General features: G+C 67.1%; 23 protein-coding genes. 9 read left to right on the top strand and 14 right to left on the bottom strand.

Features of this window, described 5'->3' with window-relative positions; translation table 11 throughout:
- Window positions 1-7 precede the first annotated feature (7 nt).
- From IU459_RS15190 to IU459_RS15180, 3 genes are read right to left on the bottom strand one after another with little or no spacing between them, the layout of a single operon-like run.
- Entirely contained in the window at window positions 8-373 is a 366-nt protein-coding gene (locus tag IU459_RS15190; RefSeq protein WP_195130173.1) for a DUF742 domain-containing protein, read from the bottom strand.
- A complete protein-coding gene (locus IU459_RS15185; protein WP_195130172.1) occupies window positions 370-786 on the bottom strand; it encodes a roadblock/LC7 domain-containing protein in 417 nt (138 codons plus the stop codon). The genes IU459_RS15190 and IU459_RS15185 overlap by 4 nt, the downstream gene beginning before the upstream one ends.
- Window positions 783-2,114, bottom strand: coding sequence for a sensor histidine kinase (locus tag IU459_RS15180; protein WP_324198879.1), 1,332 nt, complete (start codon window positions 2,112-2,114; stop codon window positions 783-785). The genes IU459_RS15185 and IU459_RS15180 overlap by 4 nt, the downstream gene beginning before the upstream one ends.
- Before the next feature lie 487 nt (window positions 2,115-2,601).
- On the opposite strand from IU459_RS15180, the gene IU459_RS15175 reads away from it, so the two are divergent.
- Window positions 2,602-2,820, top strand: coding sequence for a hypothetical protein (locus tag IU459_RS15175; protein ID WP_195130170.1), 219 nt, complete (start codon window positions 2,602-2,604; stop codon window positions 2,818-2,820).
- Window positions 2,821-2,916: 96 nt separating this feature from the next.
- Here IU459_RS15175 and IU459_RS15170 read toward each other — a convergent pair whose 3' ends face one another.
- Window positions 2,917-3,333, bottom strand: a complete 417-nt coding sequence (locus IU459_RS15170; RefSeq protein WP_195130169.1) for a hypothetical protein — start codon at window positions 3,331-3,333, stop codon at window positions 2,917-2,919.
- Window positions 3,334-3,499: 166 nt separating this feature from the next.
- On the opposite strand from IU459_RS15170, the gene IU459_RS15165 reads away from it, so the two are divergent.
- From IU459_RS15165 to ald, 3 genes are all read left to right on the top strand, one after another.
- Window positions 3,500-3,913, top strand: coding sequence for a TIGR03668 family PPOX class F420-dependent oxidoreductase (locus tag IU459_RS15165; RefSeq protein ID WP_195130168.1), 414 nt, complete (start codon window positions 3,500-3,502; stop codon window positions 3,911-3,913).
- Between the two features lie 76 nt (window positions 3,914-3,989).
- The gene (locus tag IU459_RS15160) at window positions 3,990-4,421 is read left to right on the top strand and encodes a nitroreductase/quinone reductase family protein (protein ID WP_195130167.1); all 432 of its coding nucleotides are present in this window, start codon (window positions 3,990-3,992) and stop codon (window positions 4,419-4,421) included.
- Between the two features lie 205 nt (window positions 4,422-4,626).
- Window positions 4,627-5,733 (top strand): alanine dehydrogenase, encoded by a 1,107-nt coding sequence (gene ald, locus IU459_RS15155; protein ID WP_195130166.1) that lies wholly within the window; start codon window positions 4,627-4,629, stop codon window positions 5,731-5,733.
- Between the two features lie 37 nt (window positions 5,734-5,770).
- Here the strand turns inward: ald and IU459_RS15150 are convergent, their stop codons facing one another.
- From IU459_RS15150 to pruA, 5 genes are all read right to left on the bottom strand, one after another.
- Window positions 5,771-6,283, bottom strand: coding sequence for an Lrp/AsnC family transcriptional regulator (locus IU459_RS15150; protein ID WP_195130165.1), 513 nt, complete (start codon window positions 6,281-6,283; stop codon window positions 5,771-5,773).
- Window positions 6,284-6,341: 58 nt separating this feature from the next.
- Window positions 6,342-7,748 carry an amidase gene (locus tag IU459_RS15145; RefSeq protein ID WP_195130164.1) on the bottom strand — a complete coding sequence of 469 codons (1,407 nt, stop codon included), beginning with the start codon at window positions 7,746-7,748 and terminating at the stop codon, window positions 6,342-6,344.
- A gap of 198 nt (window positions 7,749-7,946) precedes the next feature.
- The gene (locus IU459_RS15140; protein WP_195130163.1) at window positions 7,947-9,401 is read right to left on the bottom strand and encodes an amino acid permease; all 1,455 of its coding nucleotides are present in this window, start codon (window positions 9,399-9,401) and stop codon (window positions 7,947-7,949) included.
- 348 nt (window positions 9,402-9,749) lie between these two features.
- Window positions 9,750-10,709, bottom strand: coding sequence for a proline dehydrogenase family protein (locus tag IU459_RS15135; RefSeq protein WP_195130162.1), 960 nt, complete (start codon window positions 10,707-10,709; stop codon window positions 9,750-9,752).
- Window positions 10,709-12,346 carry an L-glutamate gamma-semialdehyde dehydrogenase gene (gene pruA, locus IU459_RS15130; protein WP_195130161.1) on the bottom strand — a complete coding sequence of 546 codons (1,638 nt, stop codon included), beginning with the start codon at window positions 12,344-12,346 and terminating at the stop codon, window positions 10,709-10,711. Before pruA ends, IU459_RS15135 begins: the two co-directional genes overlap by 1 nt.
- 145 nt (window positions 12,347-12,491) lie before the next feature.
- On the opposite strand from pruA, the gene IU459_RS15125 reads away from it, so the two are divergent.
- Window positions 12,492-13,751 (top strand): PucR family transcriptional regulator, encoded by a 1,260-nt coding sequence (locus tag IU459_RS15125; RefSeq protein ID WP_324198878.1) that lies wholly within the window; start codon window positions 12,492-12,494, stop codon window positions 13,749-13,751.
- A 17-nt stretch (window positions 13,752-13,768) separates the two neighbouring features.
- Here IU459_RS15125 and IU459_RS15120 read toward each other — a convergent pair whose 3' ends face one another.
- On the bottom strand, window positions 13,769-14,419 hold the full coding sequence (locus tag IU459_RS15120; protein ID WP_195130159.1) for a hypothetical protein: 651 nt from the start codon (window positions 14,417-14,419) through the stop codon (window positions 13,769-13,771).
- Window positions 14,420-14,750: 331 nt separating this feature from the next.
- Here IU459_RS15120 and IU459_RS15115 point away from each other — a divergent pair, with 331 nt between their 5' ends.
- The 3 genes from IU459_RS15115 (at window position 14,751) to IU459_RS40075 (ending at window position 17,647) form a co-directional block, all read left to right on the top strand.
- Entirely contained in the window at window positions 14,751-15,383 is a 633-nt protein-coding gene (locus IU459_RS15115; protein WP_195130158.1) for a hypothetical protein, read from the top strand.
- 258 nt (window positions 15,384-15,641) lie between these two features.
- On the top strand, window positions 15,642-17,276 hold the full coding sequence (locus IU459_RS15110; protein ID WP_195130157.1) for an MFS transporter: 1,635 nt from the start codon (window positions 15,642-15,644) through the stop codon (window positions 17,274-17,276).
- Between the two features lie 143 nt (window positions 17,277-17,419).
- Window positions 17,420-17,647: a helix-turn-helix domain-containing protein gene (locus IU459_RS40075; RefSeq protein ID WP_369123096.1), complete on the top strand. Its 228-nt coding sequence runs from the start codon at window positions 17,420-17,422 to the stop codon at window positions 17,645-17,647.
- Between the two features lie 879 nt (window positions 17,648-18,526).
- Here the strand turns inward: IU459_RS40075 and IU459_RS15100 are convergent.
- From IU459_RS15100 to IU459_RS15085, 4 genes are all read right to left on the bottom strand, one after another.
- Complete coding sequence (locus tag IU459_RS15100; RefSeq protein ID WP_195130156.1) at window positions 18,527-18,712, bottom strand: hypothetical protein; 186 nt, start codon at window positions 18,710-18,712, stop codon at window positions 18,527-18,529.
- A 44-nt stretch (window positions 18,713-18,756) separates the two neighbouring features.
- Entirely contained in the window at window positions 18,757-19,314 is a 558-nt protein-coding gene (locus IU459_RS15095; protein WP_195130155.1) for a DNA-directed RNA polymerase subunit beta, read from the bottom strand.
- A 244-nt stretch (window positions 19,315-19,558) separates the two neighbouring features.
- Window positions 19,559-20,719: a helix-turn-helix domain-containing protein gene (locus tag IU459_RS15090; RefSeq protein ID WP_195130154.1), complete on the bottom strand. Its 1,161-nt coding sequence runs from the start codon at window positions 20,717-20,719 to the stop codon at window positions 19,559-19,561.
- A 294-nt stretch (window positions 20,720-21,013) separates the two neighbouring features.
- Window positions 21,014-21,493: a hypothetical protein gene (locus IU459_RS15085; protein WP_195130153.1), complete on the bottom strand. Its 480-nt coding sequence runs from the start codon at window positions 21,491-21,493 to the stop codon at window positions 21,014-21,016.
- Between the two features lie 562 nt (window positions 21,494-22,055).
- Here IU459_RS15085 and IU459_RS15080 point away from each other — a divergent pair.
- On the top strand, window positions 22,056-22,988 hold the full coding sequence (locus IU459_RS15080) for a LysR family transcriptional regulator (RefSeq protein WP_195130152.1): 933 nt from the start codon (window positions 22,056-22,058) through the stop codon (window positions 22,986-22,988).
- Window positions 22,989-23,020: the final 32 nt, after the last annotated feature.

Below are 23,020 nucleotides of genomic sequence, written 5' to 3'. Positions count from 1 at the left end.
GCGCGGATCAGAGTTTGCGGAGTCCAACGAGCACCTTCTCGAGGGTGGTGGGGTCCGGTTGGGAGTGCCATGGCGCGCCGGGAAGGCCGGTCCGCGGTGGACGCACGGTGATCTTGCCCGCGTGCAGCAGGTCGGAGAGCAGGATCGTCGCGATGCCGACCGGAATACGCAGTTCCGCGGCGATTTCCACGACAGCGGCCGGAGCGCGGCACATGTCCAGGATCGCCACGTGCTCGGACTGCATGCCCGGTGTCGGATCGCACTCGCTCACCACCAGGGTGACCAGGTCGAAGGTGTCCACGTCCGGTTTGCTGCGTCCGCCGGTCAGGGTGTAGAGCCGATCGGGGTCGTCGTCCCGGCCTGGCCTGGTCACGACACGCTCGCTCCCCGGAAGCGCGGCGCGGCCGCCAGATGCTCGCCGAGCTGCTCCACCAGCTCGCGCATGTTGTGCCCGACCAGCCCGGCGTCGGCGTCCTCCGCGGCGACGACCGCGATGTGGGCGCCCAACCCGGCCTCGACGATGAATAGGATGCCGCCGTAGAACTCGGTCATCGATTGGCGCACGCCGGCGCGTCCGTCGCCGAACTCCACCGACGCGCCGTGCGAGAGACTTTGGATGCCGGCGGCGATGGCGGCGAGCTGGTCGGCTTGGTCCACGGTCAGTTCGGGCGTGTGGCAGATCTTCAACCCGTCGCTCGACAGCAGCAGGGCGTGTCTGGTGCGCGGTGTGCGGGTCAGCAGCTGTTCCAGTAGCCAGCTCAGCTGGGCGGACTCGGAGGTCGTCATCGTTCGTTCTCCACGGCGGCGGAAGGGGCGGGGGAAGGGGTTGTGGCGCCGTCGGTCCGCTTGGTCACCGCCCGCTGGAACGCACCGAGTGAGTCGGGCCGCGACGCGGGAGGCGTCGGTGCGGCGGGCTCCGGCGCGGACAATCCGTCGGGGTGAACGGCGGCCAGGGTGCTGCCGCGGCGTCGCTTGGGAAGCGCGGGGACGGTGACGGCGGAGGGGGCTTCGGCGGCGGCGGTTATGTGCGAGGTACCGGTGGGCGTGTGCGCGGGCTCGTTGGGCGGGCGCAGTGGCTGCGCGGTGGTGGGGGCGAACTCCCGAGTGACGGGCAGCGTGCCGGTGATGGTGGACGGCTGGGGCCGTTCCACCCGGATGGTGAGTTCCCGGGGGACCACCACGACCACCGCCGTGCCGCCGATGGCGGAAGGACGATAGGACACGGTGAGGCCGTGCTTGCGCGCGAGGCTGCCGACCACCGCGAGGCCGAGCCTGGTCCCGGTGAGCGAGGACAGGTCGACCCCGGAACCGGGTCCGGCGCCGCCCCGGCCCGTGGCCGATACGGCTGCCTCGGCGCGGCGCAGCGCCGAGTCGCTCATGACCAACCCGCTGTCCTCGATCGTGATCACGACGCCCGCGGGGACCTCGGCGGCATAGACGTGTACCTCGGTTGTGGGCGGGGAGAAGTTGCACGCGTTGTCGAGCAGTTCCGCCAGTGCGTGCATGACGCCCTCGGCGGCGTGGCCGGAAACCGCGATATCGGCGACGGCACGCAATCGGACGCGCTGATAGCCCGCGACGCGACCCATCGCGCCGCGCAGAATCGATTCCATCGCAATCGGTTTGGCCCACCTGCGTCCGGATCGCGCGCCGCTGAGCACGGCGATGCTGTCGGCCAGCCGCCCCGCCTGGGCGGTGCGGTGATCGAGTTGCAGCAGGTCGGCGAGCACGGCGGGATCACCGTGCCGGTGCTCCATCTCGCGTAGTTCCGCGAGCATGCTGGTGGTCATCGCCTGCATGCGGCCGGCCGCTCCCGCGAAAGCCGCCATCGCCGCGGCGCGACGGCTGTCGCTGCTCTTCGACCGTGCGGCGTGCTCGGCCGCGGCATCATTGGCGGCGGTGATTCCGGCGTCGGCGGCGGCTGCGGCGAGCGCGCTGTCCTTCCGGGCCTGGGCGGCATCCCGCCGGGCGCGGACGGCTTCCTGCCGGAAATGGACCGCCGCGGTGACAGCGGCGCACAGGGCGATCGCCGCGGCTGCGGCGCCTGCCGCCAGCGATACCCGGAATTCGGCGGGTGCGTAGTACACCGCCGCCGCCACGACGGACGCGCTCACGATTACGCAGGACACGAATGTCGCGTACGGCGGTTTCGCGCGCCGAACAGCGCTTTCGCCGTGCTCGCTTCGGGTCGTTTCCAATAACTGTGACAAGTTCCGTACTTCCGCATTCGCGGCGTCGAGGGGAAATCGTCCCCTGACCCCCTTCTGCGTGCCGGTAGCCGAAATGCGCAGCCCAGCAAGCAGTTTCGAACCTTGCGGGCCTGAGCATAGCGGGACGGCCAGTGCGGCGCCACTCGAAAGGAATGCGGCCGAACCCGCCACGGCGGATATTCCGCATGCGGCGAAGATGCTCCGTCGCCGCCCTCGATGGCCGAAAACTGCCATGACCCAGCGTGTTCGGCGGGCGAATTGTTCGATAGACGTTTGCTCGAAATTCACTATTGCTGCGAGGCTGGATTTGTCCAGACGCCTGTATTCGCTTTGTGGTACTTAAGTTTTAGATTATTCGCGCGGTGGCCGGTGTCGTGTGCCGGTGCATCGGGTGCTGTTCACCGGCGACACGCCGGCCGACGCCCGGGGTGTGACCATGCCGGGCGTGTTCGACGCCGACAGCGCCGCCGTCGAGCGCGCGGCGATCCGGCTGGCGGAACTGGATGTCGAGACCATCTGTGTCGGCCACGGCGACGTGCGCCGCGGCTGGGACGTGGCGGCTCGGCAGGCGCCGGAAGGCGGAGACGTGGTGCCACGTGGTCGGCGGTGAAATCGGCCCACCGGGCTGCCCGAGCCGTCCACCTGGTGGCCGTCCGTCCACTTGGTGGCCGTCCGGGGGCCGATCCGAGCCGCTGTTTCTGGTCGATCAGAGTTGTGCGGTTTGCTCGGTCGGGGGCAGGCCGTCGGCTTCGCGGAGGACATCCGCGACCGACTCCAAGTAGAGCAGGGTGCGCAGCGAGACGCCGTCCACGGCTTGTCCGAGGCGGCGCAGGGCCGAATTGTCGAGATGGGCGAGAACTTCCGCGTCCTCCGCCTGGCCGGGCCCCGGGTCGAAGCCGAAGTAGTTGGGGTCGAGGCCGAACACGTGGGCCAGGCCTGCGCGGGCCTGCTCGGGGAGCGTGGTGGCCTGCCCGCGCCGCACCTGCCCCAGGTAGCCGGGCGCCAGGTCGTACCCGGCGGCGGTCAGCCATGAGGCGACCGTCTCGTCGGCCAGTGGGCGCCCGTTCGCGCGTTCCCACATCTCGAACGCTAGGTTCAGCCTCGTTGTGATATCGATGTCCACTACCGCCTTCCTTCTGGCGACAACGCCTGTTGACGGGTCAAACATTGACTCGACCGTAGCGTGGGACTGGACGATCGCCGGGATTTCACGGCAAATGTCCGTATGCATAGGGGGCGGAACGGACTCGATCCCCGATTAGCGGGTTGCCGACATCGAGGAGGCGTGTGTGCGGCTCAGTTCCGAGGAGGCGCGCGAGCGATTCGCGGCAAGTCCGGTCGCGCGGTTGGCGACCGTTTCGGCGGCGGCCCGCCCGCATCTGGTGCCGATCGTGTTCGTCGTCGTCGGTGACCGGATCTACACCAGCGTCGACGCGAAGCCCAAGACAACCATGGCGCTGCGCCGGCTGGCCAATATCGCGGCCAACCCCGCGGTGACCGTGCTCGTCGATCACTACAGCGACGACTGGACTCGGCTGTGGTGGGCGCGCGCCGACGGAGACGCCCGCATCGCGGACGCCGCCGAGGCCGACGTGGCGAAGCGCCGATTGGCCGCCCGCTATCCCGACTACCAGGATCAGCCGCCGCCGGGACCGGTGATCGCCATCGAGGTGACGCGCTGGTCGGGGTGGTCTGCGCGGTGATCGCCTCCGGTACAGTCCGAATCGTCGCTGACGCAGCCGTCGCGCCGAGCCATCCGAAGAAGACTGTGAGGATCACATGCCCTCGAATTTCCAGCTGAAGGCCATGAATACGGCACATCGCGTACTGCTGAAGATCAGCTTCGGGAAGTTCGGCAACGAGGTCGCGGGTATGCCGTCGCTCGAGCTCACCACCATCGGCCGCAAATCCGGGCGCCCCCACGCGGTCATGCTCACCGCGCCGATCGTGGATGGCGACACCTATGTTCTTGTCGCCTCGCGCGGTGGCGACCCCGTGCATCCCGCGTGGTTTCTGAACCTGCGCGACAACCCGGACGTCGTCGTGTCCGTGCGGAGCGGCCCGAAGGTCCCCATGACCGCTCGGGTGGCGACGGCGGAGGAGCGGGCAGTGCTGTGGCCGAAGGTGGTCGAGGCGTTTCCCACGTACGGCGATTACCAGAAGAAGACCACCCGGGAGATTCCGCTCGTCTTGGTGACGCCGAAGGGCTGAGGCCAGGAGCCCGGTCCGAAGATATTGCGGAGGGTGGCCGGTAGAGCGCTTCTTATTCGTTGATTCGACTTCGTATCACACCTATTCGAGAATTATATTCAGAAATATAGCGCTGATCTTGCAGAATATTCATACTCCTGACAGGCGGTGATCGCACTCCCGTGCGGGTCGCCGATACCCGTCCCATCGACGATCAGGAGTGCAGGTGCGAATCGGAATCCCCCGCGAGATCAAGAACCATGAGTACCGCGTCGCGTGCACGCCGGCGGGCGTGCACGAGCTCGTCTCCCGCGGCCACGACGTGTACCTCGAGGCGGGTGCCGGACAGGGATCGGCCTTCCCGGACGAGGCATACACGGTCGCGGGCGCGCGTGTGCTCGACAGCGCCGACGAGGTGTGGGCGACCGCCGAACTGGTGCTCAAGGTGAAGGAACCGGTGGCCGAGGAATACCGGCGCCTGCGCGCGGACCAAGTGCTGTTCACCTACCTGCATCTGGCCGCGTCGAAGGCATGCACCGACGCGCTGCTCGCTTCCGGTGTCACCGCGATCGCCTATGAAACGGTGACCGGCAGCGACGGCTCCCTGCCGCTGCTCGCGCCGATGAGCGAGGTCGCGGGACGGCTGGCCGCGCAGGCGGGCGCCTACCACCTGATGCGCAGCGCCGGTGGACGCGGTGTGCTGATGGGCGGCGTGCCGGGCGTGCGGCCCGCGAAGGTCGTCGTGCTCGGCGCGGGCGTCGCGGGCGGCAACGCGATCGCCGTGGCACACGGCATGCGCGCCGAGGTCACCGTGCTGGATCTGAACATCACCCGGCTGCGCGAGATCGATGCGCAGTATCGCGGACGGGTGCGCACCATCATGTCGAACAAGCTGGAGGTGGAGACCGCGGTGCGGGAGGCGGACTTGGTGATCGGCGCCGTGCTGGTGCCGGGCGCGAAGGCGCCGACTCTGGTGTCCAACGAGTTGGTCGCCCAGATGAAACCGGGCTCCGTGCTGGTCGATATCGCGATCGACCAGGGCGGCTGCTTCGCGGACTCGCGGCCGACCACGCATGCCGAGCCGACCTACCAGGTGCACGATTCGGTGTTCTACTGCGTGGCCAACATGCCCGGCGCGGTGCCCAACACCTCCACCGTTGCGCTGACCAATGCCACTCTCCCGCATGTCGTTTCGCTCGCCGACCGGGGATGGCGCGGCGCGTTGGCCGCCGACCCCGGACTGGCCGCGGGGCTGAGCACCGACCGCGGCGTGCTGCTGTCGGCAACGGTGGCGCAGGCGCACGGTTACGTGGCGAAAAGCACTGCGGCGTAACGGCCGCGGCCGAACCTTTCCGGTAGGCGTTCGCCCGTCAGTCGGTACCCGACCGGGGCCGCATGTGCTCGAAGATGAGGATGGTCTCGGTCGAGGCGACCGCGGGGTGCGCGCTGAGATGATTCAGCACGAAGGCGCGCAGCTCGTCGGTGTTCGCGGTGGCCACGTGCACGAGATAGTCGTCGGCGCCCGCGATGAAGTACACGTTGAGCACCTCGTCGAGCGCCGACATTCGCTCGCCGAACTCGGCCAGTTGCCTGCGCGCGCTGGCGCGCAGGCGTACCGCGATCATGGCTTGCAGGCTGCGGCCGAGCGCCGCCGGGTCGATGTCGGCGTGGAAGCCGCGAATGACGCCGCGCTGCACCAGCGACCGCACCCGTCCCAGGCAGGTGGACGCCGCGATCCCCGCGGCGGCGGCGAGGGCGTTGTTCGTCATCCGCCCGTCCCGCGCGAGGTGGTCGAGCAGGATCCGGTCGATGTCGTCGAGCGCGACACCTGAAGGGGGGTGGCCGGAGCCGCCCATGCCGCCCACCGAGTCGGTCTTCCGCATATCCTGACGGTACCGAATTTCGTTCGCCAGCCGAGCTCTCTCGGTGAATCTCCTTCGGTTACCTGGCTCCACCGCCCGGGCGAGGCTGCGGTCGTGCCTGCTCCAGTTGCGCCGCAACCGGGAGAATCGTCGTCTCACCGTTCGTGGGAGCGACCAGCTGAACCGACAGCGGCAACCCGTCCGCTCCGACGCCCGCGGGCACGGCGGCCGCCGGATGCCCGGTCACGTTCCACACCGCGGTGTAGGCGACCATCGGAACGGAGGCCAGCTGGGCACGCACCGTATTCGCGCCGTCGAGCACGCCGAGCAGCGGCGGGCGGATCGCGATGGTGGGGATCAGCAGCAGATCGCATTCGGTGAAGATCCGATCGACTTTGCGCGTCAACACCTCTCCGCGGCGGATCGCCCATTCGACCACGGGCCTGCGCGCCCACGCGCCGAGTGCGACCGTCTGCCTGGTGCGGCGTTCGAGCAACTCGGGATGATCCACCTCGGACAGTTCGGCGCGCACGCCGCCGTAGAACTGCGGAAAGAAGGCGTGTGTCGTGTCCGGGTAATCCGGGTTGATCTCCAGCACCGTATGACCGAGCTCCGCAAGGAGTTTCGCGGTCTCCAGGACCGCCCGCACATGCATCGGGTCGGGCTTCACCAGCGGGATGGGGGATTTCACGCTGTAGCCGATGCGCAGCGGTCGAGCGGGCGTGCGGGCCGCCGCCTCGAACGACATCTCCGGGTCGGCCGCCCGGAATCGGTCGGTGCTGGTGCTGCCGCGGATGACGTCGTAGATGACGGCGGAGTCCAGCACATTCCGGGTGAGCGGTCCGGCGACACCCAGCGCCCACCACAGGTGCTCGTCCGGGGCGAGCGGCACCCGCCCGCGCTGCGGTTTGAGTCCGAACAACCCGCAGCACGCCGCCGGAATCCGGATCGATCCGCCGCCGTCGCCGCCGAGTGCCGCGGGCACCAGCCCGGCCGCCACCGCCGCCGCGGACCCGCCGCTCGAGCCGCCGGTGGAGCGGGCGGGATCCCATGGATTGTGCGTCATGCCGAAGGTGCTGGACTCGGTGAACGGCCACTGCCCGAACTCCGGCATCGCGGTCTTGCCGACGATGACCGCCCCAGCCGCGCGCAACCTGCGCACCACCTCGGCGTCGGCCACGGCAGGCGTCGCGTTCGCCCGGGTGCCGAACGTGGTGGCCACACCGGCGACGTGGAACTCGTCCTTCACCGCGATCGGGACGCCGTGCAGCGGTCCGACCGCATCGCCCGCGGCGCGCTCGCGATCCCGCTCGGCGGCCTCGGCCCTGGCTGCTGCATGCAGCACGTGGGCGAAGGCGCCGAGGTCGGCGGCCGCATCGATGCCGTCGAGGGTCGCCTCGACGAGTTGCCGCGCCGAAACAAGCCCCTGCGCCAGCAGTTCGCGCTGTTCGAGTACGCCTGACTCGACGACGTCCTGGAGTTCCATCCGCTACCGCTCCTCTCGGCTCCTGCGAGCCGCCACGTATGGCCCCCGGCATCGATGCCCGACACCCCCGACCGTATGGAGTCGAGCGACCATTCCGCAAGGAACACTCTCGGCGAGCCGCTTCGGTTCACCGGCGGCGTTCGGCGAGGCCGGATGGGTGGACGGTCCACCCATCCGGCCGTTTCCGAGTGGCCGGCGTCACTGCCCCTCGGAGATTTTCGGGCCCGCCGGCGCGGCGGAACCGGTGCGCTCGAGCTTGGAGTGCGTGCGCGAGTAGCCGAAGTAGACGATCAGGCCGACGATCAGCCAGGCGGCGAACCTGGCCCAGGTCTCCCAGGGCAGCGACCAGATCAGGTACACCGAGAATCCGATGCCGATCAGCGGGACCACCGGCATGAACGGCAGCCGGAACTCGCGCGGCTCGTCGGGCCGGGTGCGCCGCAGCACGATCACCGCGACCGACACCACGATGAACGCCATCAGGATGCCGATATTGGTCAGCTCGGCGACCACCGTGATATCCAGCAAGCCGGCCATCAGCGCCGATCCGATACCGACGATCCAGGTCACCCTCGTTGGCACCTTCCGGACCGGATGGGTCTTGGCGAACCATTCCGGCAGCAGGCCGTCGCGGCTCATGGCGAACCACACGCGGGTCACGCCGAGCATGAAGGTGAGCACCACGGTGACGATGCCGACGATGGCGCCGACCGCGATGATGTTCGCGACGCCGGGCTGCCCGACCGACTCGAACGCGGTGGAGAAACCACTGGTCGGGCTGATCTCGGTGTACTTCTGCATGCCGGTCAGCACCAAGGTGGCCAGCACGTAGAGCACCATGGCGATGGCCAGCGAATAGATGATCGCCTTCGGCAGGTGCTTCTTTCCGTCGGTGGACTCCTCGGCGGCGGTGCTCATCGCGTCGTAACCGAATACGGCGAAGAAGACGGTGGCCGCGCCGGTCCACACCGCACCGGCGCCGAACGGGAAATACGGGGTGTAGTTGGAGCTGTCGATGTGGAACACGCCGAGCACGATGATGAGCACGACCAAGGCGACTTTGATGCCGACCGCGACCGTCTCGAACCGGCCGACGCTGCGGATGCCGCGTGAGAGCAGCCACGCCGTGCCGAGGCAGAACAGCACGGCGAACACGTCGATCACGTGTCCCTCGCCGGTGCCGGAAGCTCCCATCATCCAGTCCGGCAGCGTGATGTCGACTCCCTCGAGCAGGAACTTGAAGTACCCGGATACGCCGATGGCGACCACCGCGGCGACCGCGATGTACTCCAGCAGCAGATCCCAGCCGATGAACCAGCCCGCGATCTCGCCGAGTGACACGTACCCGTAGGTGTAGGCGGACCCGGCTTTGGGCACCATCCCGGCGAACTCCGCATAGCAGAGGGCGGCGGCGCCGCTCGCCACGCCCGCGATGAGGAACGAGATGAGCACCGAAGGCCCGGTCACGGAGTGCGCCACCGCACCGGCCAGGGTGAAGATGCCCGCGCCGATGATGCCGCCGACGCCGATCGCCGTGAGCTGCCACAAACCGAGCGACCGCGCCAGCCGCTCATCGGCGGGAGCGGACTCCTCCTCGATCTCGCCGAGGGGTTTGCGGCGCGTCATCTGGCTGCGTAGCTGCGCGAGGGACATGTACTTCCTTTCGTCCACTGCGGTACGCGAAGAGGCAGTAACGCAGATCACATTTCCAGCTGCCTACTCAATACGACCACAGCAGCGCTGTGATCGTTCAGTTGGACAAATAAAGTTCAAGCCGTTTGTGCAGCGCTGGCCGCTGTGCCTGATATCCACTCGTCCGTGCAATGGGCGACCACATCGGCCAGCCATCGTTTTCGGTTGAAGTGAGACCTACCCGTTCGCCGCCCGGCTCGCGTTGGAGTGGCCGCCGTGTCCGCTACGAAGGCACCAGCGGCGGTCGTTCGGACGCGGGCCACGGGGCGCGAACACGCAGCGCCGCAGGCGCTGCAAACCAGGCACGAATCAGCGGTTCCGGCCGAAGGAGCGCAAGAAGAATGCGATGTTGGCCGGGCGCTCGGCCAATCTGCGCATGAAGTAGCCGTACCACTGGTCGCCGTAGGGCACGTAGACGCGCAGCGCGTGGCCCGCCGCGACCAGCCGCCGCTGTTCGGCGTCGCGAATGCCGTGCAGCATCTGGAACTCGAAGTCGCCGGAGGAGCGGCCGGTTTCGTGCACGTACCGCAATGCCTCGTCGATGAGCGCGGGATCGTGTGTGGCGACCATGGGATAGCCCTTGCCCTCCATCAGGACCCGCAAGCAGCGCGCGTAGGACTCATCGACCGCGGCTCGGCTCTGATACGCCACCTTCGCGGGTTCGCGGTAGGCGCCCTTGCACAACCGGATCCTCGATCCGGTGCCGGCGAACATCCGGCAGTCTTCCTCGGTGCGTTTGAGATAGGCCTGCAAAACCGTGCCCAGCCAGGGGAAATCCAGGCGCAGCTCGCGCACGATCGCCAGGGTCGAGTCGGTGGTGGTGTGGTCTTCCGCGTCGATGGTCACCCAGATGCCCGCGTCCCTCGCGGCGGTGCAGATCTGATGCGCGTGCTCGCGGGCGATGGCGTACCCGTTCCGGGGAAGCGACTGACCCAGCGCGGACAGTTTGAGCGACACCTCCAGCGGTCGCACGGGTTGGTCGTCCTCGGCCCGCCCTTTCGACAGTGCCGACAGCAGCCGCAAATAGTGCGCCACGGTGCCTTGGGCCCGGTCCAGATCTGTGGTGTCCTCGCCGAGGTAGTCGATCGTCACGAGGCGTCCGGAGCGCAGCAGCGCCGAGGTCGTGCTCACCGCGGCGTCCTCGGTCTCGCCCGCGACGAAGCGATCGACCACCTTCTTGGTGACCGGCATGCGGGTGATCGTGCGCTCGATGCGCGGGGAACGGGAGGCCGCCAGCACGGCGGGCCGCAGCAGTCCGGAGAAAGCCATCACAGCTCCTGGTGCGGGTAACGGTGGTCGGTCGCGGGAACGAACGTTTCCTTGATCGTGCGGGCGGAGGTCCAGCGCAGCAGGTTCTGCGCCGAGCCTGCCTTGTCGTTGGTGCCCGACGCGCGCGACCCGCCGAAGGGCTGCTGCCCGACGACCGCGCCGGTGGGTTTGTCGTTGATGTAGAAGTTGCCCGCCGCGAAACGCAACCGGTCGGTGGCAGTCACGATGGCCGCACGGTCGTCGGCGATGACCGCGCCGGTGAGGCCGTAGGGTGAGCCCTTGTCCACCAGGTCGAGCGTGGACTCGAACGATCCGCGCACCGAATCGTCGTAGACGTGCACGGCCAGGATCGGGCCGAAGTACTCGGTGCGAAAGGCCTCGTCGGCTGGGTCGTCGCCGAGCAGGACGGTGGGCTCGACGAAGTAGCCGACGCTGTCGTCGGCGTGCCCGCCCGTGGCGATGGTCAGGCTCGGGGTCGCCTTGGCGCGCGCGAGAGCGTCGGTGTTCTTGCTGAAGGCGCGCCGGTCGATGAGAGCGCCGCCGAAGTGGGTGAAGTCCGTGACGTCACCGTAGCTGAGGGCGGCGACCCGGTCGACGAACTCGCGGCCCATCTTGGCCCACACCGACTTCGGGATGAACGCGCGTGAGGCGGCCGAGCACTTCTGGCCCTGGTAGTCGAACGCGCCGCGGATCAGCGCCGTGCTCAGCACATCGGGGTCGGCGGAACTGTGCGCCACGACGAAATCCTTGCCGCCGGTTTCGCCGACCAGGCGCGGATAGGTGTCGTAGCGGTCGATGTTCGTCGCCACCGTCCGCCACAGGTGCTGAAAGGTCGCGGTCGATCCGGTGAAGTGGATGCCGGCGAGACGGCGATCGGCGAGGGCGACCTCCGACACCTCGGGCCCCGCACCGTGCACCATGTTGATGACGCCTGGCGGCAGGCCCGCCGCCTCCAGCAGTTTCATCGTCCAGTACGCCGCCACCGACTGGGTGACCGCGGGCTTCCACACGACGGTGTTGCCCATCAGCGCGGGCGCGGTGGGCAGGTTGCCCGCGATGGCGGAGAAGTTGAACGGCGTGATCGCGTAGACGAAGCCCTCCAGCGGGCGATAGTCCACCTTGTTCCACACACCGGGAGCCGAGATCGGCTGGTCCGCCAGGATGCGGCGGGCGAAGTGCACGTTGAACCGCCAGAAGTCGACCAGCTCGCAGGGTGTGTCGATCTCCGCCTGGTAGGCCGTCTTGGACTGGCCCAGCATCGTTGCCGCGGCGATGGTTTCGCGCCACGGCCCGGCCAGCAGGTCGGCGGCACGCAGGAAGATCGCGGCGCGGTCGGTGAACGACAGCGCCCGCCAACCCGGGGCCGCTGCGGTCGCCGCCGCGATAGCGTCGTCGATGTCGTTCGGCTCCGCGGTGGTGAGCGTGCCCAGTACCGCGGCGTGCCGGTGCGGTTGCACCACCTCGAGCCGCCGGCCGTGACCACGCCGATGCTCGCCGCCGATGACATGATGGATTTCGGTCGGTGTCGCGCCGAGCTCGGCCAGCTTCGCCTGCAGGCGCGCGCGTTCGGCGCTGCCAGGGGCGAAGGTGCCCACCGGCTCGTTGACCGGCCGGGGTGGCGACACGACGTTGTCCATTTGTCCTCCTGGTGGTGGTATCGGGCCTGCGGTGCATTAGGTGAATTTCCGGTAGGGCGAAGTCAACACCGGAAAACTGCCCGAAGAATGAGTCAGTCGGACAAAGATGGGGCGAGTGCGTTGTCGAGTTGGCCGAAGGATGGACATGGCCGGGGATGAGGAGTTGGTCGACGCGGACATCGATCTGTTCGGCCTGGCGCAGATGGTCGCGGAGAACGCGGGCGGGATGGTGTCCATCGAGGACCCGTATTCGCACGTGCTGGCGTACTCGGCGTCCGACGAAACCGCCGACCAGTTGCGCGTGCTGTCGATCCTGGGCCGGGAAGGCCCGCCCGAATATCTGACGGTGCTGCGGAAGTGGGGCGTGTACGACCGACTGCGCAACAGCGACGAGGTCATCGACGTACCCGCGCACGACGAGCTGAACATCAAGCGCAGGCTTGCGATCGGCATCCGGCATCCGGCGGACTCGGGCGCCCGCGCGGTTCGGGTGCTCGGCGCGATTTGGTTGCAGCAGGGCGATCGACCGTTCAAGCCGGACGCAGCCGAGGTTCTGCGGGGTGCTGCGGCCATCGCGGGGCGCCTGATATCCCGCACGCTCGACGCGCCGACCACCGAGGCGCTGCTGATCCGGCGACTGTTCGGCGCGGCAGGCGGCGCGGTCGACGTTGCGGCGGTAGCGAGAGCGTTGAGTCTGCCGCCGACCGGTCCGGCCGCGGTGGTCGGGTTCGCCCTCACGGCCACCGAGCAGGCCACCACCACCGAGCCCACTGCCCTCGGCGGCATTCTTCGCCTGCGCGCCAGCTCTTTTCGCGCCGATTCGGTGACCGCCACGCTCCGCGACCGCGTCTACGTGCTGCTCCCGGATTACCGCTCCGCACAGACGGTGACCGCCTGGACACGGCAATTGGTCGAACAGCTGGAAACGAAGCGCTCGCTGGCGCTGCGGGCCGCGATCGCCTGTCCCGTCGCGGATCTCGGCCGCGTAGCGGACGCACGGGTCGAGGTCGATCGCGTCCTGGACAGCACCATCGCGACCTACCCGAAGCATCGGGTGACCACCCTCGCCGAGTCGCGGACCGCGGTGCTGCTCGGCGAGGTGCTCGACCTGGTCGGCTCGCGCGCCGAACTGCACGATCCGCGCCTGCGCGCGCTACTCGACTACGACCGCAAACATTCCGCGAGCTTGAGCGACAGCGTGGAGACCTATCTGCGCGAACACGGCGACGTCCGCAACGCCGCCGCGGTGTTGCGCGTGCATCCGAACACCCTGCGCTACCGCATTCGCCGCGTCGAGGAAATCCTCGGCATGGATCTCGGCGATCCCGCCGACCGGCTGTTACTGGAGATCCAGCTCGCATTGCACCGCCGCACACCCGGCCGCTCGGCCGAGCCGACGATGTGACGGTCGTATATCCGTAATCACCAGACGGCCTCCGGGCAGGCCGTCATCGGGCGTTCTTGGTATGCGGACACCGGGGTCACCATCACGTAGCTGATTCGTTTCGCCCAGTTACCGGAGGAGTCGCCGGCAGCGATGTTGCCGAGGTTGTCCCAGGCGCGGCCAGGCGTATTTCCGCCGGGCTCGAAGGGCTCACCGCCCCAGAAGCTCACACAGGCGCCTTGTCGGTCCTCGTCCTCCCACACGGTCAGCCAGGTGTGCGGGGCGACATGCAGGGAGGACGGCACGTTGTTCCAGTCGTTCCAGCAGAAGATTACGCAGTCCCTGGTGACGGATCGCAGGTCGTAAGCCCCCGGTCCGAGTTCGACGCCGTCGTTGCTGAAGCCGGTGGTCTCCCAAAACCGTACCGTGTTCGACCACCAGGAATCTGGGATCTGCCCGGCACTGGCGGGAGTCGCTGTCAGACCGAAAGCCGCGGTCGCGGCGACGACAAGGGTGGCCCATCGTGCTGCGTGATGCGCTTTTCGGTGGAGCATCGACTTCTTCCTTTCGGCACGTCCCCGCTGCCCGACCACCTCGGCGCTCGCCTGCGCCGATGCCGTCCCCGTTATCGACGAGACGAGCGCAGCCGCGGCCAAGACCACCCTGGCCGTCGTTGTCGTGCGTCGCATGTCGTTCCCCTCTCCCGGTCTCCGCGACCTCTTTGCTGCCGAGCTCAGATTCGATGGAATCGACTCGTGCCCAGACGTTTTCGTACAGAAACGACAGTAGGATCCAGCACGGTACGCAAACCATACGAACAACTTCGTATAGCGGTCTTCACTTCGGCCAGACGCGGAGTGCGGCCAGGTCATGCCTGCCCAGGTGCGGGAAGGCTGCTCGCACCGTAGCCAGCAGCACGCGTGCCGATGCCGGTAGGTGTCGTGGGGTGCTTCGATCCAGGAGCGGAAACCCGTCTGTTCGTCGAGTGGAGACGGCAACGCGATAAGCCCGCCGCTGCACATGACCTCGACGCGGCTCACCCTGCAGTTGTGGCACGCGTCCAGGCGGGCCCCGGGAGATGAGCTGCGCGAAGCGGTCAATCGCTACGTGGAGACCGATTCCGCTGAGGCGTTACGGTTCCATCCGTTCTTTCAGACGATTGATCCCGCGACGATCGACCCGAAGGACGTGGAGTCCGTGCCCTGGGAGGTGCCGTTCCGCGACAAGCCGCCCGTCATGGCCATCAACGCAAGTCTCGCGTCACCGCGGCTCGACGACATAGACGCAGCGCCGGTCGACAATGTCCTCCTGCAAGTGCGCGCGGGCCGGAAGCGGGAAACCGTCGCCGTCGGTGAAGCGGACTACGCTCGGATACTGGCGGGCAACAAGTACTTCCAACGGGCCGTCGAGCAGAACGGTGGGACGGTCGCCTTGCTGTCCCATGCGCCGCTCTCCGATGTGGGTGCCCGCGCGGCCAAGATCCTGCATTCCGATGCCGGAGTCACCGAAGTCCACGCCAATACCGGCTACCTGGAACTCGGGCAAAGCGGGCAGGGTATGGGCCCTGGTACGTCCAGGGCCGCCGATTTGAAGGTGCACAGTTCGGACGGACAGTCGCCGTGGGCACTGCACAAACCGGGAGCGCCACCCTGACGTTCGGCGGGGGCGCTCGAGCGCGTTCGTGCCGGTGGCGGCGGAGCCATCATGGCTCGAGTGCCGCAACGAGGCGATAACCGAACTCGGCGTGATGGCCGCCCACCGCCTAGCGATCGACGACCTTGCGCCTGCGCCAGCGAGGCCGTCTTCGCAGGTAGGATGCCTGGTGTATGCCAGCGCCGTGGACGGACTGTGTCGTACTTCCGCCTGAGCGCCGGACCCGCCACATCACCAGGGAGGGTGAAGGAGCGCCACATGCCGTCGGTGCCGACAGAGAGGTCCAGCTCCACCCTCGTGCTGGTGGTGCTGGCGTCGGGCCAGTTCTTGATGACGCTCGACAGCTCGGTGATGAACGTGTCGATGGCTACCGTCGCCCAGGACGTCGGCACCACGATCACGGGAATCCAGACCGCGATCACCCTGTACACGTTGGTGATGGCCTCGCTGATGATCACAGGCGGCCGAGTGGGCACCATTCTCGGTCGGCGCCGGGCTTTCGGAATCGGTCTCGTGATCTACGGCGCGGGATCGTTCACCACCGGGCTGGCGCCGAACCTGCCGATCCTCCTCCTGGGTTGGTCGCTGCTGGAAGGCATCGGCGCTGCCCTGATCATGCCCGCGATCGTCGCCCTCGTGGCGGGGAATTTCCCTCCCGAACGCCGGTCCGCGGCCTACGGACTGGTGGCCGCGGCGGGAGCGATGGCCGTCGCGGTAGGCCCGCTGCTCGGTGGTGCCGTGACCACGTTCGCGTCGTGGCGGTACGTCTTCTTCGGCGAGGTGGTCGTCGTCGTGATGATTCTGCTGGTCTTGCGCCGGGTCGAGGACGCTCCCGCGGAACGTGTCCGGCTGGATCTCGTCGGATCGGTCCTCTCCGTGATCGGGCTCGGGATGGTCGTATACGGCGTGTTGCGGTCGAGCGAATGGGGCTGGGTGCAGACAAAAGCCGACGGCCCTACCGTGCTCGGTTTGTCGCCTGTCATCTGGCTGTTGATCGGTGGCCTGCTGCTGCTGTATCTGTTCTTGCGGCGGCAGACCTATTTGGTGGCGCAGGGTCGCGACGCGCTGGTTGATCCGGCCCTGCTGGCGAACCGACAGCTCGCCGGGGGCTTGAGCATGTTCTTCGCGCAGTTCGCGGTGCAGGCCGGGGTGTTCTTCTCGGTGCCGCTATTTCTATCGGTGGTGCTCGAACTCAGCGCGGTCGAGACCGGGGTGCGGATCCTTCCACTCTCGATCGCACTGGTCCTTGCCGCGGCAGGCATCCCCCGGTTCTTGCCGCGTGCGAATCCGCGCCGCGTCGTTCGCCTGGGTCTGTGCGCGATGATCGTCGGCGTCCTGATCCTCGCTGCCGGGATGGACCCGGGCGCCAATGCGGGCGTCGTGTCGATTCCGATGCTGTTGATGGGATTGGGCTTGGGCGCCTTGGCTTCTCAACTGGGGGCCGTCACGGTGTCCGCCGTGCCCGATTCGGAGAGTGCCGAGGTCGGGGGACTGCAGAACACCGCGAGCACCCTCGGCGCGTCCCTGGGCACCGCACTGATCGGGTCGATCCTGATCGCCACGCTCAGCTCGTCCGTGATCTCGGGCATCGAGAACAATCCGGCCATTCCGGCCTCCGTGCAAGAGCAGGCCACCACGGATTTGGCTGACGGAGTGCCTTTCCTGTCCAACACTCAGTTGGCGGGCGCTCTCGACACTGCCGGAGTCGGCGATACCACAGCTGATGCCATCCTCGCGGTCAACTCCGCCGCCCGCCTCGAGGCTCTGCAGGTGGCATTCGCCGTGACCGCTCTCCTCGCGATCGCCGCGCTGTTCGGCACCGGCCTGCTGCCTCGCCGACCAGTCGGCCCACCGGACACGAAGGCCCCGCCCACGCAAGGCCGGGGTGGGTAGCAAGTCGGCTCGCGCCGCTGAACCCCACGAGCCACGCCTGCGCCCGCTACTCGACCACGACCGCAAACATTCCGCGATCCGGCGCGACAGCGTGGAGACCTGCGCGAACCGGCGACGTCCGCAACGCCGCCGCGGTATTGCGCGTGTATCCGTACACGCTGCGTTACCGCATCCGTCGCGTCGAGGAAATCCTCGGCATGGACGTCGGCGACCCGGCTGCTGCTGGAGATCCAGCTCGCACTGCATCGGCGTACCCATGGCCGCAGATCGAGAGCGCGCCGGTCCGTTATTGGGCTGAATTGATGGGTGTGGCGACTTTTGGAAAAATGTCCCTTATGACATCGAACCGACGAAAGGCTCGTGGCGCGTAAGCGACCGGGCCAGGTCCGCGCGAGCCTGCCGCGCAACCTCCGCTCAGGGTATGGCAGGAAGACAGTTGCTGGGGTCTCGGCGCGAGCGCAAAGCGAGATCGCCGTGTTCGAGGATTCACGTCTTTGGCCTGGCGCCATTGCCGACGCAATGACATGTTGGGCCAACACCGTTCAGGGGCCAGCCCGCAGGCTGACGGAGCCGGAGGTTCGTGGTTGCGGCGTCGAGGCGTGCTGTCCTTTCGACGCTCATCCGCGAAAGTTGTTGGACCAGGCCCTGCGCGAGCTTTCGCCGGGTCCGTCGCGGGAACTCTGGCGACGGGTGCAGCCGCTCGATGAGTTGTACTGTTCCCGCACGATCGCGGACCCCTATGTTGATCCGTCCGAACCATGGTGGTTGCGGAGATGCTGAACCTCGAGCAGGAGGATGCCGCGTAAGCGCCCCTCCGCCCTGCGGTCAGGGACCAAATCATGTCAGCGGTGCAACGCCCGAACGGACTATTCCGACCGATTCGACGCAGCGCTATGCGTGGTGTGCGACCAGTGGCGTGAAAGCGTCTGCGGCGATCCCGGTTGCAATTACTGCCGACAACGGCCCGAACGGCCAAGCCTTGCTCGAGAACTTGCCCCCAACGAGCCCGCCTTGCGCCGGGCGGCTCGGTTTGCCAGTCGGCGGTTTCGCCCGCCCGGCTGACGGACCTGCGGTCGGACATATTCCCGATGGCGACCGGTCCTGATGCAACTGGAGCCCGCTGAAATCAGTCCGGTTCATAACGAGCCGGCCGACCTGGCGATAGGGCAACTCTCTGATTCCTGGCAGTTTCCGCGTGATCTGCTTGCCGACACACCGCGCTGTCCGAACCCGCCACGCGGCCGTGCGGGTCATGGCTCGAGGTAGAGGCGCTCGGTGGGCAGGCGGGGGAGTCCGGCGGTGCCGTCGTGGTGCACGGTCAGGGCGGCGGAGTGGTGATTTCGCGCCGCCCATGCTTGCACGAACACCAACGCGGCGGTCAGGCACGCGACGAACTCGAGGCGCATGTCGTCGGCGAAGGTGATCGACAGACGCACGTCCGGTTCCTCCGGGCATGGCGATTCGCCGGAGTGCGGCCAGGTCATACCTGCCCTGGTGCGGGCAGGCAGGCTCGCACCGTATCCAGCAGCACGCGTGCCGAGGGCCGGTAGGTGTCGTGGGGTGCTTCGATCCAGGAGCGGAAGCCGGTCTGTTCGTCCAGTGGACACGGCAACGCGATAACCCCGCCGCTGCTGATGACCTTCACTTGGTACCGGAATAGTCCCTCGAACACCTCCGGGAAGTCGGGCAAGTCGGGTCGCGTCAGGAACGTCCAGGTGCGCGAACGAGGGTGCGCCACAATCGGGCCGAGACTTTGGCATCGGGTGCGGATCGCGTCGACCACAGCGACCCCAAGGGTTTCGGGCATGCAGATCGCGCAGACGGATTTACTTGCGCGCACGATGATCCGGTCCGGTTCCGCCTCAGCTGCGAGATTGGCGACCCGCTTGTAGAACGCGACTCGCCCCTCCACCGTCCCGATACTCGGGGAGCGCAGCCCGATGGACTCGTCGCGTAGCGACTTCGCCATCCGCTCCAGATCGGCGACCCCCGCCGAATACCACCTGCCGCTATCGGTACCGCCATCGCTCGCGTTCATCCCCTGCGCCTCCCTGCCAGTCGTGGTGAGGCACCCGATGCCGGGGGCTCCTGCACTCAGTCAGCGGCAATGCCTGCACAACAGAGGGAGGCCGCACCAAGCGCGCCGGGATGAGGAACCCGGCCGCTCACCCCGGCGTCGGGGCCGAAGTCAGCGTCACAGGATCAGGAGGGTGTCAACAATGGCACTCTCATCGCGGCGCGGACAGAAGTGTCAGCGGCGGAGATGTAATGCACTGTGCTACTTAATATTCCAGCCGAACGAGATTGGCCAGCTCTCGCATCTCGGGGGTCAGGGTGCGTCGCCTGGCGATGATTCGGCCGAGTAGATCCTTTGCGGATCGTTGCTCGATCAACCACGGGCGTGCCTCGCGGGACAGCTGGAACAGGACATCGAAGGCGGAGTCATAGCTTCGGAGTTCGATGTGTGCCGTCGCGATATCGAGCAGATGCCGGTTCCGATTGTCAGAGGTCGGACGCAGCCCCGGCGGCACGTCCCGGGCGAGTCGCAGCGCGATGTCGGGGCGGTCGTCCACGATGGCGTTCTCCACCCGCTTCATCGCTACCGTCGCGGGGCCGAACGTCGTCCAGTACTGGTGGTAGCTACCCGAATCGCGCTTGACCGCTACCGCTGCCGCATGGGCCAAGCGAATCATGTCGTCTGCCTCATCGGACCGGTTGTCTCGGATCGCGGCGGCGGATCCGCGCAACAGGAGCCACCCCCAGGTCGATAGTTCCCTTGTCGTCGCCACTGACAAACGCGGCTCGATACGGTCGGCCCACGAGGTTGCGAGTGTGCGAACTTGCTCGAACTGTCGTTCCACGAGCAAAAGCCAACACAGAGTGATCACCGCTGACGCGGCATCGAGAACGTTCCCGGTTGTTTCCGCATCCGTCAGAGATCGCTCGAGGGAGGTTCTCGCGGGTTCCAGCTGGCGCGTCTGCACCATCACGGAGCCGACCAATTGCAGAATTCGTGATCGCATGAGCGGCGACGCGTCCCGTCCGTCCGCTATCAGGCGCGGAAGTACACGAGCCAGCTGGTCGTACTCATTGTCGTGGTAAAGCTTTACTGCGGCGGCGAGCGCCTCGTTGATACCCCGCTCAGGGGGTGGCTCCGTCGCTTGCCCGCTTGCCGTGGACATGAGCGCTTCCCGCGTCGGATGCCAGAGCTTGCCGTTCCCGCTCTCTGGTTGCGGGGGATTGGGACCGAGAAGTGCCGAGAGTGGGCAACTCATCGCGACCGCGAGCCGCCGGAGCGTCTGCATCCGGGTGTCGTCGCGCTCGCCCTGTTCGATCTTGCGAATCAGGGACAGCGACACGCCCGAACCCTCCGCGAGTTCACGCTGTGTCAGACCGCTGCGCTTACGAACCGATCGCAAGCGTTCCCCGAGATCTGCGCTCATGGTCCGAGGCTACGACTGGACTTGCCCTCCGGCACGGTTTCGGGCAATCCTGCGTGGTCACGGGTGCTAGTAGCACACCGGTCCCGGCTTCGGGGGCAGTTCACGCAGCCTACGTCCGACTTCGTTCGGTGGAATGTCGTTCATGGCGTACTCCTCCGCCGATGATGGCTACCCACCTGCGACGGTACCGGTCATCTCGTCAGAGGCGCGAGCGGCGAGGAAGAAGACTTGAACCTGGCCTGACGTGCGACAATGCAGGCGTATAGCACAGTTGATGGGCAGTTGACCCTCGACTCAGCTGGAATGCAGCGTGAAGACCATCTGAAAGTCAGCGCGACCAGGCGACAAGACATGGCCGTTGGTGGCCTGGAAGGCGCAGTTCATGACTAGTTTGTACTGTTTGTCGAGTTGGAGATTCGGCACCACCGAATGCCATCGGTAGTCCGCCGGTATGGCGCTGTGGTTGTCCGAGTATCCGGTCTTACCCTCCACGTAGGCGCCGCAAGCCATCGTGTTGCCGACGATGAGCCTTTGCACGTATGGCGAGAGCGTCAGCGACCAGATGAGCCGGTTGCCGCCATCGGGTTGCTGACTTGCGTAAACGACATCTCCCGTGAATGTGCCGTGCTGGCCGTTGTACCTGTAGCTCTGGTGGCCGGGCCTGAAGTCGGCATACCCGGGGATGGCGTTCGCTGGGCCTGCGGCGAGGACGCCAATGGCGGTGGCCAGGGCCGCGAGGATCAGTTTCTTCGGTGTACCGACTTTGCGCGGCATGTGTATTCCCCCTGTGGGATCGGTTCGATTTCGACCTCGACCGGTAGTCCCTCGGCGATTGTGGCGATGTCGAGATCGCCGCGAGCATCCGACAGGTGGAACCAGACAAGAGTGCTGTCGGCGTCATCGAGCTTGATCACGCCGGTACCGTTTCGCGGTTTCCAGCGCCACACTGTGCCTGTCTCCACCTGTTGCACCTCTCTTGTCGCGGCCTGTCCTGTCGCGTTCCATCATCCAGCGAAAGCGTCTCACACTGATGCAGATTCGCTACTGCTTGCCAAGCCTATGACGTTGAGCCGCCCCCGAACCGTTCCCGGCGCTTTGGCGTCGGCGCGGCGCCGGGTTCGGAAACTGGAGGACTTCGGATCCGGCCGCACCGACTTGCCCTCCGGCACGGTTTCCGGCATCCTGGGTGGTCACGGGTGCTAGTAACACACCCGTACCGGCTTCGGGGCCAGTTCACCCAGCCGCCAAGTTCTCAGCACCATTTGTGCGATTCCGGTTCATCCTCGGTTACCTACTGCGGCTACCGTTTCGGGTACGCGGAAAAGGAGCCGGCGGCATGGAGTTCCGACATCTGGTTTCGTTCATCACAATCGCCGAAGAGCTGCATTTCGGCCGCGCAGCGCAGCGCTTGCATCTCACGCAGCCCAGTCTCAGTGCCCAGCTGCAGAAGCTGGAGAAATCGCTCGGCGTGCAACTGGTCGCACGCAACTCGCACGAGGTCAAGCTGACCCCCGCGGGCCGGGAGTTCGAGAGCCAGGCCCGGCTCATCGTGGCGCAGCTCGACCGCGCGGCTCAGGCCGCGAAGGCGACCGCCGAAGGGCGGGCGGGCACCCTCAATATCGGCTACAACCTTCCGGCCAGCAGGCACGTGCTGCCGGAGGCGCTCACCAGGATGACCGAACGACACCCCGACATCGTGGTGTCACTGTGGGAGAAGCGCACCGGCCCGCAGCTGGCCGGGCTCGGCGACGGGTCATTGGATGTGGCTCTCGTATACGGACATCCGAGCACCACCGACTTCCGGTACCGGCGGCTGCTGCACCGAGTGCCGTTGGTCGCCGTGGTCGGGCGCAGGCACCGGTGGGCCGATCGGCCCGGGGTCCAGTTCGCCGAACTGGAGGGCCAGGACTGCGTACTGTTCGCCCGCGAGCAGTGTCCGGCCATGTACGACTCGATCTTCCGGGCGGCGGCGGACACCAGGATCTCGCTCGCGATCACGCACACCGCCGACGATCCCGGTGCGACCGCGCACATGGTCTCGGTACGTCCGCTGGTCGGGTTCGCCTCGCTGCCGCGCGCGATTTCGATGGGCATGGGCGGGCCGGGGAGCGCTTCGGTCGCGGTGAAACTGTTCGATCCGGTGCCGACCCTCGATTTGTACGCGGTGTGGCGTGCGGACGAGTCGAATCCGGCCGTACGCTTTTTCTTGGACTGCGTCGATTCCCCGGAACCGGCGCATATCGATATTGCCCGCGCGGTGTCGGCCTGACCACGTCGATAGGTGATGACATTCGTGCGGTA

Origin of the sequence: Nocardia amamiensis (assembly GCF_015477605.1) — a bacterium.
Classification (GTDB): domain Bacteria; phylum Actinomycetota; class Actinomycetes; order Mycobacteriales; family Mycobacteriaceae; genus Nocardia; species Nocardia amamiensis_A.
The sequence above is the reverse complement of the archived record's forward strand: the minus strand, read 5'-3'. Positions and strand labels throughout refer to the sequence as shown.

Excerpts from the sequence above, each read along its gene's own strand:
- IU459_RS15080 (WP_195130152.1), top strand. The coding sequence starts at position 22,056 with ATGGAGTTCCGACATCTGGTTTCGTTCATCACAATCGCCGAAGAGCTG.
- IU459_RS15145 (WP_195130164.1), bottom strand. The coding sequence starts at position 7,748 with ATGGAACTCCAGGACGTCGTCGAGTCAGGCGTACTCGAACAGCGCGAA.
- IU459_RS15125 (WP_324198878.1), top strand. The coding sequence starts at position 12,492 with ATGGCCGGGGATGAGGAGTTGGTCGACGCGGACATCGATCTGTTCGGC.
- pruA (WP_195130161.1), bottom strand. The coding sequence starts at position 12,346 with ATGGACAACGTCGTGTCGCCACCCCGGCCGGTCAACGAGCCGGTGGGC.
- IU459_RS15140 (WP_195130163.1), bottom strand. The coding sequence starts at position 9,401 with ATGTCCCTCGCGCAGCTACGCAGCCAGATGACGCGCCGCAAACCCCTC.
- IU459_RS15150 (WP_195130165.1), bottom strand. The coding sequence starts at position 6,283 with ATGCGGAAGACCGACTCGGTGGGCGGCATGGGCGGCTCCGGCCACCCC.
- IU459_RS15135 (WP_195130162.1), bottom strand. The coding sequence starts at position 10,709 with ATGGCTTTCTCCGGACTGCTGCGGCCCGCCGTGCTGGCGGCCTCCCGT.
- IU459_RS15115 (WP_195130158.1), top strand. The coding sequence starts at position 14,751 with ATGACCTCGACGCGGCTCACCCTGCAGTTGTGGCACGCGTCCAGGCGG.
- IU459_RS15120 (WP_195130159.1), bottom strand. The coding sequence starts at position 14,419 with ATGCGACGCACGACAACGACGGCCAGGGTGGTCTTGGCCGCGGCTGCG.
- IU459_RS15095 (WP_195130155.1), bottom strand. The coding sequence starts at position 19,314 with ATGAACGCGAGCGATGGCGGTACCGATAGCGGCAGGTGGTATTCGGCG.
- IU459_RS15185 (WP_195130172.1), bottom strand. The coding sequence starts at position 786 with ATGACGACCTCCGAGTCCGCCCAGCTGAGCTGGCTACTGGAACAGCTG.
- IU459_RS15110 (WP_195130157.1), top strand. The coding sequence starts at position 15,642 with ATGCCGTCGGTGCCGACAGAGAGGTCCAGCTCCACCCTCGTGCTGGTG.
- IU459_RS15160 (WP_195130167.1), top strand. The coding sequence starts at position 3,990 with ATGCCCTCGAATTTCCAGCTGAAGGCCATGAATACGGCACATCGCGTA.
- IU459_RS15085 (WP_195130153.1), bottom strand. The coding sequence starts at position 21,493 with ATGCCGCGCAAAGTCGGTACACCGAAGAAACTGATCCTCGCGGCCCTG.
- IU459_RS15090 (WP_195130154.1), bottom strand. The coding sequence starts at position 20,719 with ATGAGCGCAGATCTCGGGGAACGCTTGCGATCGGTTCGTAAGCGCAGC.